Raw genomic sequence first — 14,006 nt, forward strand, 5'->3', positions numbered from 1 at the left:
CATTACTAGCAAAAGTCCTGGGTCTACACTAACTCTTCATTAAAGAGAATGTCAGCTTGTTCTCAACTTTAAAAATATTGTTTCTAATTTTGCATTTTTAGTTTTGAATCGATAGGTTATCTACCGTGGGTTAAGGAAAATACCAATACCGTTATGGACACGGGCGGCTGTATTGGGTGAACGGTCGAGTAATTGCCCTCCCAAGTATAAACTAGTAGAACTACCACCGTCCAAATTCAGGGCATTCACACAACCCATAACCTGCATTAATTGTGCGTGTTCGGCTAATGTAGGTCCTGGTCCTCCAGGGCGATTATGTACGGCTGCAATCATCAAATTACCTGCGGTATTGGTGCAAATGGCGCTGCGAACAGCTTTTTCGGCGATGAAGGCATTGCTGAATTTTTCGGCTTCAGCATCGAGGACAATTTGCCGATTTTGGATCAAAAGTGGACCTGCGCCGATAATGTGGGGATAACGGCTAAAATCAGCAGAGGTGGTGGAACTGGAAATAGTGGCTTTTGTGCCAACAGGTAATTTAGGTGCGTTATTGGTAGCCGTACCGCGTAGGGTAAGAAGGTAGCCGTCTTTAGGAATAGGAATGGGGGTTACACCTACTTTACCACCTGATAGCTGGTTGGTAATTTGGTCTTTTTGGACGAGGAGGATGATTTCATTATCTGTGAGGGGTGTGTAAGTAGACCCCCAAAGAGGGGTATAACGGGCAATACCATTTTGTACGTAGCCGCTGTTAAGAAAAAGAATTGGTAAAGGCTGGTTATTGGTGCTGATTAAAGTTTCGTTTAAAGTGAGGCGGCCAAAATAAAATTCTCCAGAATCATTCCAAGCGATCGCACCTCGGTTGAGAATAGGTCCTGATACCCACTGATTATCTCGACGTACTGCGCCCAAAGGTAATTTGTTATTGCGGTTAAAATAACCCCCGTTAATGCCTGCTACGGCTAAATAACGCTGTGCTGTTTGCATCAAGGGAGCAGTACCTGTTTGGCTTTCTGGGTTTGCCCACATTGGTTTTAATGTTAACCCAAGCACGCGAGGATTAATTTCTAACCAAACGACGGGAAAGCTTTGTGTACCAGAATTTATAAATCTTTGTTGCCAGCGTAATCCCTTAGACCAGGTAATATCCCGTGCTACTAAAGCATCAGGTCGAATATCGATAACTAAGCGACTAGGATTAGCAAGGGTGCTGATTCGGGGAGATGAACCAAAGGGGACACTCAGACGAATATTAGTTTGGTTACTGACCATCTCCACCTGTTGAATCAGGGGTTCAGGGGTTACTTCTAAGGTTAATTGTTTTGACTGGTCTGGTGGTGATATTGGTGGCTGGGGTGTATAGCGTTGAATTAAGGCATTATCAGCCGTACTATCTAGGATAATGAGCCACTCTCTATTTGGTGGTCCAGGGGGTTGGGAAGTTGGCGCGTTGGGGTTTACGGGTCTTTTTATCGGTTGACCTTGTGTAACTTTCCAGGGAGTGGGACGATCTAAATCAACAACGAGGCGATCGCCCCAAGTTTGTTTTCCCTGACGAATATTGTTTATTTTTGCTTGAGGGGTAGAAATTACCAAAGTATTGCCATTCGCTTGCATTTGCCAGCCTGCTGTTTGAGCAAAACTAGAAATATCTAAATAGCGATATCCTCCCAACAGTTTGGCGTTTAAAGCTAGTGGTGGTGTGAGTGAAGAAAACCACTCTACTGGTTGTAGTTGAGGATTAGTGGTATTTAATAAATCTACTCCCATCAATTGCCTCAGCGCCCCATCACTGAGATGAGTTATCACTGTACCAGCTATTCCCTGTTGCTGTAACCATCCTCCTACTAAAGTACGACCATTGAGGGTAATTTGAGTACCTGATGATGGTGTTGGTAGCTGAGAAGTCAAATTGGGGAGAGTTTGAGGAGTTGTCGGCGGCTGTTTGGCGTTAGTGGCACAGGTAGCAATTAAGCACAATGCCGTCGAAAGAATGGGCGACACAGAATAGCGAAAAAACCGCCGATTGCTAATTAGGTCAATGGTATTGAAGTATGCTTGTCGGCAAAGATTCGGCATTTTTATGATCCTTAACTGTCAGTTGTCAGAGGATAGGCAATAGGGAATAGGCAATAGACATCTGGTGAAAATTAAATATGCGTGACGTGAAACTCTTGTAGAGACGTTCCATGGGTAGGGATTCTCGGCTCTACATCTTTTACTGAAGATGTCTAATAGGCAATAGGTTATTTTCCCCAGTCTCCAATCCCCAGTCCCCTGTTCCCTGACTCTTCAACTAAAGTTACCATCCCAGAGGATATCTGACTAAATTATCAGGAAATCTTCAAAAATTATTATTTTTCTTGTCCATAAAGGTGATACTATATATATTGGCTATTTATATCCTGTGAAAATTGGCAAGCAACTTTACCGCCGAAATTACTAAGGCTAATTGTTCTAAATAACACCTTGGCACAAACAGGCTATGATCATAGTAGTCCTGGTGTTTCCACAAAATCCAAATATTCCCTCTTCACTGATAGCGCAGCGTGGACTGGGATCTTGGCTGCTATTTTTGCGAATTCAGTGAGTTCTAGTTAGCAACCAGAAAGGTGGTAATGGACAACCAGCGAAAATATACACAACAGATATAGTTTAGGGATCGTCAAATGGGTATAATAAAAATATAGTGTAATACGCTGTATTTGTTGACGCAATAGGAGAATTGCAGCTTTCGAGACAGGGGAGTGTTTAGTTGAAATGGAATTTCAGGCACAGCAAAGCAGGTTATCCTGATGAATACCCTTTATCTGGCTAAAAGGGGATTGAAAAATACTTAGCTTCATCATCTAAATAAACATAATGTCAGGGAAAGCAGATTGTCCAGATAAAGGTACTTTTTATAAAAGTGCAGTGCATAAACACTTAAAAAAATAACGCGGATATTTTAACACGGGTGAGCAAAAAAGTAAACCTGAAGTTAAAATTTTTTTTCCCTAAATTTTCGTGATTATGTATTTTTCGACCGCTAAATTTAGATTTTTTTCTTTGCAGTAGCAACAGTGGCAAAATTAGTAACTCCATAATTTCAGGAATTAGAATATGAATCATCAATCATTGAATCAGGGGCAAAACATCACAATGTCAGATATGGAAATTACGGAAACTTATCAAGGACAAAGATGGTTAGTCGAAGAGAGAGACGCTTGTGGTGTAGGGTTTATCGCCCATCGCCAAAATCTTGCCAACCATGAAATTTTGGCAAAGGCTTTAACTGCTCTTACGTGCTTAGAACACAGAGGAGGTTGCAGCGCAGACCAAGACTCTGGAGATGGTGCAGGGATTTTGACAGCGATTCCTTGGGATTTGTTTCAACAAGAAGGTATTAATGTTTCAGGTCCTGGCAACATGGCCGTAGGAATGATATTCTTACCCCAAAACCAAGAATCAGCCAAAAAAGCAAAAGCCGTATTTGAGCAAGTGGCGGCTGAGGAAAAATTGACTGTACTGGGCTGGCGAGTAGTCCCCGTGCGTGCAGAAGTATTAGGGGTGCAAGCCAGAGAAAACCAACCCCAAATAGAACAAGTTTTTCTAACTGCGGCCGATAAAAGCGGTGATGAATTAGAACGAGAATTGTATATTACCCGTCGTCGCATTGTTAAAGCTGCGAAAAATATTTCTGAAGAATTTTATGTCTGCTCCCTATCGAGCCGCACAATTGTTTATAAAGGCATGGTGCGTTCGGCGGTGCTGGGAGAATTTTACCAGGATTTAAAAAATCCCGCTTTCAAATGTGCTTTTGCTGTTTATCATCGCCGCTTTAGCACCAATACGATGCCTAAATGGCCTTTAGCTCAACCAATGCGGTTACTGGGTCACAATGGGGAAATTAATACCCTGTTGGGTAACATTAACTGGATGATGGCGCGAGAAGCCACCTTGGATCATCCAATCTGGAATGGTCGCGCTGATGAATTTAAGCCACTGGTAAATATTGACAGTAGCGACTCAGCGACCCTTGATAATGTGCTAGAGTTACTGGTAAGTTCAGGACGTAGCCCCTTGGAAGCCTTAATGATGATGGTTCCAGAGGCATACAAAAATCAACCTTCTTTGCAGAATTATCCTGAGATTGTTGATTTCTATGAATATTACAGCGGTTTGCAAGAAGCCTGGGACGGTCCGGCGCTGTTGGTATTTAGTGATGGCAAAAGAGTTGGTGCAACTTTAGACCGCAACGGCTTAAGACCGGCTCGGTATGTGATTACCAAAGATGACTATATTGTAGTTGCTTCCGAAGCGGGTGTAATAGAATTCCCCGAAGCCGACATTGTGGAAAAAGGCAGACTAGGCCCAGGACAAATGATTGCTGTGGATTTAAGCAGCAATGAGATTTTGAAGAACTGGGAAATTAAACAACGTATTGCTAAGTTACATCCCTATGGCGATTGGTTGCAACAGTACCGCCAAGAACTGAAACAGTTAGTAAAATCCACAGATGTCAACGGTAATGGCAATGGTAACGGTCATCATATAACTGACAACGGACAACTGACGGTTGCAAAACCAGATAAACAAACTTTACTTCAACAACAGATTGCCTTTGGCTACACCACAGAAGATGTAGAAATGGTGATTCAGCCGATGGCTAACGCTGGTGCAGAACCGACTTTCTGTATGGGTGATGATATTCCTTTAGCGGTGTTATCAGAAAAACCCCACTTACTTTATGACTATTTCAAACAACGGTTTGCTCAGGTGACAAACCCACCGATTGACCCTTTACGGGAAAAGTTGGTAATGTCCTTAACGGTAGAACTGGGTGAAAGAGGTAATTTATTAGACCCGAAACCAGAACACGCCCGCAGACTGAAGCTAGATTCGCCAGTGTTGACCGATTCTGAGTTAGAAGCAATTAAGCTGTCAGGTTTTGCTACTGCTGAGTTATCAACTTTGTTTTCTATTGCTGCTGGTCCTAATGGGTTGAAAGCAGCAGTGGAATCTTTACAAAGACAAGCAGCGGAATCGGTGCGGGCTGGTGCGAAAATTTTAATCTTGAGTGATAAGATTTCCCCAACCGAGCAAGGTGGCGACACGGGAGTAAGTGCAGAATTTACCTATATTCCACCTTTGTTGGCTGTAGGCGCTGTTCACTATCACTTGATCCGCGAAGGTGTGCGGATGAAAACTTCTTTGGTTGTGCATACCGCCCAATGTTGGAGTACCCATCATTTTGCTTGTTTGTTGGGCTATGGTGCGGGTGCGATTTGTCCATATATGGCTTTGGATACTGTGCGGGATTGGTGGGCTGATCCGAAAACGCAACAGTTTATGGAAAGGGGTAAAATCAATACTCTGACTCTGGAACAGGCGATCGCTAATTATCGCCAAGCTGTAGAATCAGGTTTGTTGAAAATCCTGTCCAAAATGGGAATTTCGCTGCTTTCTAGCTATCAAGCGGCGCAAATCTTTGAAGCTATCGGCATTGGTGGCGATTTGTTGGCTTTGGGTTTTCGAGGCACAACTTCCCGTATTGGTGGACTGAGTTGTGCTGAACTGGCTCAAGAAGTGCTTTCTTTCCATAGTAAGGCTTTCCCAGAACTGACAGCGAAGAAGTTAGAAAATCTGGGGTTTGTTCAGTACCGTCCCGGTGGTGAATATCACAGCAATAGCCCAGAACTGGTTAAGGCGCTGCATAAGGCTGTGGATGGTAAGCAATATGACCATTATGAAGTTTATAAACAGCACTTGCAAGGTAGACCTGCGACGGCTTTGCGCGATTTGTTGGATTTTGTAAGCGATCGCCCATCTATCCCCATCGAAGAAGTAGAGTCAATCAGCGAGATTGCTAAACGCTTCTGTACTGGCGGGATGTCTTTAGGTGCATTGTCAAGGGAGGCACATGAAACTTTAGCGATCGCCATGAATCGCATTGGTGGTAAATCTAATTCTGGTGAAGGTGGAGAAGATCCGGTTCGTTACAATATATTAAATGATGTTGACGAAAATGGACATTCACCCACTCTGCCACATTTGAATGGGTTGAGAAATGGTGATACCGCTTCTAGCGCCATCAAACAAGTGGCTTCCGGTCGTTTTGGTGTCACACCTGGATACCTAGCCAGTGCTAAACAAATTGAAATCAAAATCGCTCAAGGTGCAAAACCGGGTGAAGGTGGACAGTTACCGGGTCCAAAGGTTAGCCCTTATATTGCCATGTTGCGCCGTTCTAAACCCGGTGTAACTTTGATTTCTCCCCCTCCCCACCATGATATTTACTCGATTGAAGATTTGGCGCAGTTGATTTTTGACCTGCATCAAATTAACCCGAAAGCACAGGTTTCTGTGAAACTGGTTGCAGAAATCGGTATTGGTACGATTGCGGCTGGTGTAGCTAAAGCTAATGCTGATATTATCCAAATTTCTGGTCATGATGGCGGTACTGGTGCATCTCCTTTGAGTTCTATTAAACACGCTGGTAGTCCGTGGGAACTCGGATTGAGTGAAGTGCATCGGGTGTTGATGGATAATGGATTGCGCGATCGCGTAACTTTAAGGGTCGATGGTGGTCTCAAGAGTGGCTGGGATATCCTAATTGCAGCATTAATGGGCGCTGAGGAGTTTGGTTTCGGTTCTATTGCCATGATTGCTGAAGGTTGTATTATGGCGCGGGTGTGTCATTTAAATACCTGTCCCAAGGGTGTGGCCACTCAGAAGGAAGAATTGCGGCTCAGGTTCACTGGTATACCAGACCATGTGGTTAATTTCTTCTATTTTGTGGCTGAAGAAGTCCGTAGTCTATTAGCTAAACTCGGTTATCGTTCCTTAACAGAATTGACTGGTAGGGCGGATTTGTTAACTGTGCGTTCTGATAGTAAGCTACTTAAAACTCAGTCCATTAACTTGGACTGCTTAACTAAGCTACCAGATGCCAAACAAGAACGTAGCTGGTTGTTACATGAAGAAGTCCACAGCAATGGATCTGTTTTAGATGACCAGATTTTAGCTGATGTGGATATTCAAGAGACGATCAAAAATCAATCCACTGTCACCAAGACTTATGCTGTTGTCAATACTGATAGAACGGTGGGATCAAGGTTAGCGGGGGCTATAGCATCTCAATACGGTGATAGCGGTTTTGAAGGGCAAATTAACCTGAACTTCCAAGGTAGTGTAGGGCAAAGCTTTGGCGCGTTTAACCTGCCTGGGTTAACTCTGACTTTGACAGGGGAAGCTAACGACTATGTAGGTAAGGGGATGCACGGTGGAGAGATTATCATTAAACCCCCATCTGATGCTCAATACGAACCATCACAAAATGTGATTGTTGGCAATACCTGTCTTTATGGTGCGACTGGTGGTGTGTTATTTGCCAACGGTTTAGCCGGAGAACGCTTTGCTGTACGTAATTCTAAAGGTACGGCGGTAATTGAAGGGGCTGGGGATCACTGCTGCGAGTATATGACTGGTGGTGTGGTTGTGGTTTTGGGTAAAGTCGGCCGTAACGTAGGTGCGGGTATGACTGGGGGACTGAGTTACTTCTTAGATGAAGATGGTGCTTTCCCTGAGTTAGTGAATAAGGCTATTGTCAAAATTCAGCGGGTGGTGACGGAAGCAGGTGCTAAACAACTGCATGAGTTAATTCAAGCCCATAGCGATCGCACAGGTTCACCGAAAGCACAGCTAATTTTACAAAATTGGGCAGAATATCTACCCAAATTCTGGCAAGTTGTGCCACCTTCAGAAGCTGATAGTCCAGAAGCTAATGCTGAATCTGAGACAGCAAGTAAACAGTTAAGTTCTGTTTAGTTAGGTGACAGGTGACAGGTGACAGTGAAGAAGACAAGGAGCAGGGAGCAGGAAGCAAGGGGGAAAGCTTTTCTCCTCTCCTGCACCCCGCCCCCTGCTTCTTCAGCCTCCTGACTATTTCTTCTTAGCAACCAACTGTTGTTGTTTGTCTTGCATTTCTAACATTTCTGGGATAGTGACAAACTTATAGCCTTGCTTACGGAATTTACTGATAACTTCTGGTAAGGCTTTGACCGTGTGAGTGCGATCGCCACCCCCATCGTGCATTAATACAATACCACCAGGTTTTGCTGCCTTGAATATATTGTTGATTAATCTAGGTACACCAGGACGAGAATAGTCTATTGAGTCAGAAGACCACATAATAATTGCATACTTATTACTTCTTGCGTAAGCTGCTACCCCATTAGTCATATTGCCACCTGGTGGGCGAAACAAACCGGTTTTTACACCTGTAGTCTTAAAAATAATATCTGTAGTATTGGCAACTTCATAGGCTGCCGTTTGCGGGTTCATGTGATGATACCAATGATGCCAGGTATGATTAGCAATAGAATGACCTTCAGCAACTATTCGTCTGCTTAAATCAGGGTAATTTTTTACATTTTGCCCAAGGACAAAAAATGTGCCTTTAATATTATTTTTTTTGAGGATATCCAGCACTTGGGCTGTACTTTTCGGCCAAGGACCATCATCAAAGGTGAGTGCAATCACTTTCTGATCTGGAGGAAGTGTAGCCGCCTTAATTGTTACCCCTTGAAAACTTGATGGCACATCAGCAGCAATACCTTTTGCTTGTGCTTCCCGCTGCCAAGTAGTGAGCATTGTTGCCTTCAATTGCTCAATACGCTCCTGAGTTCCTATGTTAGTTACAATATCATTTATACTGATATTCTGGCTATTTTGAGCTTCAGAGGCATTTGGCTTGACAAGCATCATCAAACCAATGCCCACAGTACCAGTTAAGCAAAGCAATACAATTAATATTCCCTGCGGCCAAAAAAATGACTTCTTATTTTCCACTGCATAGCTCCTTCAAGGGTTGAACCATCGGTCAGGTTTCTGACGGTAGGTTATAACACATTTTGTCCAGATATTAGATATTCAATTATTTACTGGTAATTATCAAAAGCGTGATACAAAGTTACAGAAATTCCGAAATTTAGCACCATAATTTATACTTATTGTCCCAAAAGTTTAGCATTTACCATTCAATTACCTTCTTAAGTATGAAATCTGTGACTTTTGTACTTTTGTCAACATCGTCGGATAATGAATCAATGATTATTCCACATAACCACACTTTAGGAATAGAGTATCTACGCCAAAATAACGGCACAAACTATCAGTAACATTACTGGAGATGTATATTTTAGTGCTTAAGTTCCTTCCTTCTTTTTAAAGAAAAATTTAATTTTTAACTGCATTTTGTTGTTTTTATAAGTCTATGAAATAGATAGACAGAAAACAACTGATCATAGTTTCCCATGATCGAGGCTGAGTTAATTGTTAAGATAGATACTCTTCAAGAATGCTGGAAAAATGAAATTATTAATAAAGAATTAGGAAATAATCATTATGTGTATCAGTAAAAAGGTCAGGAGTCACAATACTTGTAATTAGGCCAAAGTAATTGAGTCCAAATCAAGTACCCTAGTAATACGGAAAATATATAACCAACTCATGTTTTACAATACCCCAGGAGCAGCAATGCTGAGGTTAACTCTTGTAAGTCAATATTTATGACAATAATGCTTTTATCTTGGACAAAGTTTAAACCTGCGGTGACTGCGACTTGATGACCACAATTTCCAGCTAGACTCAGGTAACGCACTCGATTATTATGATTGGGGAGCGGATCATACTCAAAGAGCGATGCCTGCGGCTTACCCTTTGGGGGAAGCAAGCTACGCGGAGCGTCTCGAAGAGAGCCAAGCTATCGCGGCTACCATCATCAATTAAAATCAGTTCAGCTTCACCGTCTAACTATGCCATCACACGAGTGAGACGGTGGTACATTTCTGTAATGTTTTTTTTGCTGTCAATTGGGATAACAAGTAAGTAGATGGGCTAATTCACAGTTATTATTGATCGAGTGTAAATTCTTGATCAGGCTTTTTTGATTTTATGACATATATATCAATCAAATCAATATTTTAAAATTCAACTATTCATGCATATTGACAAAATAATTTTTTTGGCTAGAAATATGAACCATAATAGACATTATCAATGGCAGAGAGATTATCTTATCTTATTAATAATTTGGTTACTGGGATTAGTTATAGATAGAACTTGGTTTTTATTAGATGACTCCATCCCTGCCCATGATCAAAGCGCACATTTAACAGGAGCATTAAGTCATTATCACATCTTTAATAATTTTAATATCTTCTCAGGTGATTGGTGGTTATCTCTGTGGCAATTAACCCCTAGTTATCGCGCTCCTTTTGTATATATTTGTACTGTACCTTTTTTGTTTCTATTTGGCAAGGGATACGACCAAGCAAGTTTAGTTAATTTACTTTACTCAGCAATAATTATATTGTCTGTATATCATCTAGGAAAATATTTATTTAAAAATATAAAGATTGCTATAACTGCCAGTACATTCTGTTTGTTATTGCCTATTTTGGGAATTAACAGAACAGATTATTTATTAGACTATGGTTTAACAGCAGTTGTCATTCTCACATTTACCATTTTAACCATTTGGAAAGATAGTTATGCTGGATTTTTATCATGGGTGTTAACTATCAGCTTGGGATTAGGAATAGGGTTAATCATGTTAGCAAAACCAACAGGATTTATTTTTATCTTAATTCCTGGTATCTGGACATTAATTACCTTGATCAAAAACCGGAAATTTATTAAACTAATTCAATCAGGTTTATCTTTAATTGTAGCTTGGTTAATTTGTGGTTCTTGGTATAGTTTAAATTGGTTAACAATTATCACTTCTGCCTTAAATGCTAACAGTGTCGGAAAAGGGGAAGGAGATCCTGCTGCTACGACTATTGCTGGATGGTTATTTTATCCGCAACTTATACCCGAAACTGTCGGTTTGCCAATATTATCTGTGAGTTTTGGCATTTTATTTGTTTATCTCATTAAACATGATTTTTCTCAAGATGCAATTAAAATCAGTTTGCAAAAGTCTGGATTAAATTGGTTATTAATTTCTCTGGTCAGCAGTTATATACTTTGCACCCTTGGTACAAATAAAGATATTAGATTTATTCTCCCCTGCTTTCCTGTAATTAGTTTAATTTTGTCTCACTTTTTCAATCTCATAGAAAATATCAGGTTTGATAAACTAAGGTTAGCGAGTCTGGTATTAAGTATCATAGTTTTACTTAATAACCTGTTTCCTTTACCCTTAATTCAAGCATGGGGAGGAAAGCATTTACCCAATGATGACGCTAAAAAATATCCACTTTCTCAATTGATAGAGGAAATTAACCAAACAACTCCTTATTTACGCTCAACTTTAGGCATAATTCCGGTTTCGACACCGCAAATAAACGAGTTTACTTTCGACTATTTTGGTAAATTAGCAGATTTTCGCGTACATGGGAGAAAATTAACTACAAAACTAGCTGATGTCAACCAAGATTTAGACTATTTTTCCTGGTACATCACCAGAGATAATGAACCAGAACAAGCAGGAAAAAAAGGAGAAATTAAACGCAAATTAAAATATTTAGTCGAATCTTCTCCTGATTTAAAATTACAGGCTGATTGGGAATTACCGAATAATGATAAATTACGATTATATCATCGGAAAAATTCTGACGTTGTAATTAAACAATTAAGTTATAGTAATGAACCATTTACTCTAGAAATAGTTAAGATTGCCAAGGAATTAATTAGAGAAAAAAATAACCCTGTTATTTATCAAATGACAGGTAAATGGGATGATTTACAAAATGGTTTATTACTATTAAAATGGCAAAATCCGCAAGGCTCTTGGTATCATGATCATGCCATTGCATTAGGAAATTTATACTGTGGCTTTAAATGTCATCCCCAAGGAAATTTTAGAGTAATTGAAAATATATCCACATTTGTACCTAAAACACTACCTTTAGGTAAATATCAACTATCAGCACTTTATTTAGATAGAAGAAGTGGTAAAATTACACCTTTAAATATTCAAAATATTACTGTGAATGTGATAGATAAAGGAAACATAGAAAACTCACCACCTTTAGATTTAGTTTCCCGCATATCACAATTAGCACCGGAATTGCGAAATGGTAAGTTAGAAAATATATTTGAGCAGATAGATAATTTTAATCAATATGATCCCACGCAAGATTATTTAAAACAAATTGAATTTGCAGCTAATTATTACCTGCAATACGAACCAAATAACCTTAATTGGCGTTATACTCTAGTTTTATCACAACTTTTACAGCGCAAAGCACCAGACTTGATTCAGAATTTAACAGAATTAACTAAATATGATGCTAAAAATCCTTACACTTGGGTTTACTTAGCGGTTGTCTATTTATATGAATTTCAACCAAGAAAAGCTGAAGCAAATTTAGTTATAGCAGAACAAATAAAACCAGATATACCAGAATTAAAAACCTTAAAAACTGTGACAAATATCATGAAATTTCTGCCCTTAATTCATTTCTAAGTATGCACAATAAACAATGGTTACTAAGGTTATTGGTAGCATCTCTGTTTTTATGGCTGATAGGTTTAGGTAATTTACCTTTACGAGACTGGGATGAAGGCACTTATGCAATAGTCGCTAGAGAAATTTACCGAACTGGTAACTGGCTTTATCCTACTCTACAAGGAGAGCCATTTTTATTAAAACCACCATTGATGCAATGGTTAATTGCCGTTTGCTATCACATAGGAGGAGTGCAGGAATTGACTACCAGATTTCCTGGAGCATTTTTAACAGCTTTAGGAGTTCCTTTACTTTACTTAATTGGGCGTTTAGTTTTTTCAGAAACTTTACCATCTTTATTATCTCCTTTGGTTTATTTAACATTATTGCCTGTGGTGCGTCATGGTAGACTGGCAATGTTAGATGGTATGAGTATTTCATTTTTTCTATTATTGTTATTTTGTGTTCTCAAAACCCGTGATGATAAAAAATATTCTGTTGGTATAGGTTTTTGTTTGGGTTTAATTACTCTAACTAAGGGAATGTTAGTGGTAGTTTTAGCAGGAATAGCAGGTTTATTTTTAATTGCTAATAAACAATTATCTCTATTAAAAAATCCATTTTTATGGATAGGAATGCTTTTAGGAAATTTACCTGCTATTGGCTGGTATTTCGCCCAATGGCAACATTATGGTAATACTTTCTTAGAGGTGCATTTTCAATCCCAAGCTTTTGATAGACTAGGAAAAGCTGTTGAAGGTAATACGGGTCCTATTTGGTATTATGTACTGGAGGTAATAAAATATGGTTTTCCCTGGTTGTTATTTCTACCTGGAGGTTTATATTTAAGTTGGAAAAACCGTCATACTGCTTGGGGTTGTTTAACTCTAATTGGCGCAATTGTTTATTTTGCCATAGTGTCTTTAATGAGTACGAAACTGCCCTGGTATGTAATGCCTATCTATCCATTTTTAGCTTTAGCAATTGGGGCTAATTTAAGTTTATTTTGGCAAAAAGGCAATTTTAAAACAAAATTTCTGATGGGATTTTTTGCATTTTTAACTACAGTGGCTTTAGGAGGTTGTGTTTATTTTAGCATTGTTGAAAAACAGCTATTGTTAGTTTTAATGAGCATCGTTTTAGCTATAACGATGGGAATAACAACATGGTTAATTAATCAGCGTAACCGTAAATTTATCCCTGTTTTATTTGCGGGGATGTATCTAGTTTTATTACTGTTAATGAATTCCAAATCTTGGATTTGGGAGTTAAACGAAACTTTTCCAGTTCAACCAGTTGCTGCATTAATTCGTCAACATATTCCACCGGGAACAACAATCTATACTTCTTTTGCTTATAATCGTCCTAGTTTAGATTTTTATAGTGATTGTAAAGTTATGGCTGTACCTATTTCAGTGTTACAGGAAATGTTGTCTAATAAGTCTTATTTGTTGGTGGATAATGAGAGTTTGGATAAAATAGATTTATCTGGGAGTCAAGTTTTAGGTAATGCTGAAAATTTTACTTTGATTTTATCACAAAATAAATAAGCCATAATATTTAGTTA

The 14,006-nt window shown here is 39.5% G+C and carries 5 protein-coding genes; 3 read left to right on the forward strand and 2 right to left on the reverse strand.

The genetic code is table 11. The features are described 5' to 3' along the window. Nucleotides 1–120 precede the first annotated feature (120 nt). The gene (locus H6G06_RS09890) at nucleotides 121–2,079 is read right to left on the reverse strand and encodes a phosphodiester glycosidase family protein (RefSeq protein ID WP_190559550.1); all 1,959 of its coding nucleotides are present in this window, start codon (nucleotides 2,077–2,079) and stop codon (nucleotides 121–123) included. A 1,023-nt stretch (nucleotides 2,080–3,102) separates the two neighbouring features. Here H6G06_RS09890 and H6G06_RS09895 point away from each other — a divergent pair. Beyond that, nucleotides 3,103–7,809: a glutamate synthase-related protein gene (locus H6G06_RS09895; RefSeq protein ID WP_190559551.1), complete on the forward strand. Its 4,707-nt coding sequence runs from the start codon at nucleotides 3,103–3,105 to the stop codon at nucleotides 7,807–7,809. 114 nt (nucleotides 7,810–7,923) lie between these two features. Here H6G06_RS09895 and H6G06_RS09900 read toward each other — a convergent pair whose 3' ends face one another. After that, nucleotides 7,924–8,832, reverse strand: a complete 909-nt coding sequence (locus H6G06_RS09900; RefSeq protein ID WP_190559552.1) for a polysaccharide deacetylase family protein — start codon at nucleotides 8,830–8,832, stop codon at nucleotides 7,924–7,926. A gap of 1,186 nt (nucleotides 8,833–10,018) precedes the next feature. On the opposite strand from H6G06_RS09900, the gene H6G06_RS09905 reads away from it, so the two are divergent. Beyond that, nucleotides 10,019–12,457, forward strand: a complete 2,439-nt coding sequence (locus tag H6G06_RS09905; protein WP_190559553.1) for an ArnT family glycosyltransferase — start codon at nucleotides 10,019–10,021, stop codon at nucleotides 12,455–12,457. A gap of 2 nt (nucleotides 12,458–12,459) precedes the next feature. Next, complete coding sequence (locus H6G06_RS09910; protein WP_190559554.1) at nucleotides 12,460–13,989, forward strand: ArnT family glycosyltransferase; 1,530 nt, start codon at nucleotides 12,460–12,462, stop codon at nucleotides 13,987–13,989. Nucleotides 13,990–14,006 lie beyond the last annotated feature (17 nt).

It is taken from the genome of Anabaena sphaerica FACHB-251 (assembly GCF_014696825.1).
Lineage (GTDB): Bacteria > Cyanobacteriota > Cyanobacteriia > Cyanobacteriales > Nostocaceae > RDYJ01.

What these genes read in the sequence shown, in the direction of transcription:
- H6G06_RS09910 (WP_190559554.1), top strand. Translation starts at nt 12,460, where the DNA reads ATGCACAATAAACAATGGTTACTAAGGTTATTGGTAGCATCTCTGTTT.
- H6G06_RS09895 (WP_190559551.1), top strand. Translation starts at nt 3,103, where the DNA reads ATGAATCATCAATCATTGAATCAGGGGCAAAACATCACAATGTCAGAT.
- H6G06_RS09905 (WP_190559553.1), top strand. Translation starts at nt 10,019, where the DNA reads ATGAACCATAATAGACATTATCAATGGCAGAGAGATTATCTTATCTTA.
- H6G06_RS09890 (WP_190559550.1), bottom strand. Translation starts at nt 2,079, where the DNA reads ATGCCGAATCTTTGCCGACAAGCATACTTCAATACCATTGACCTAATT.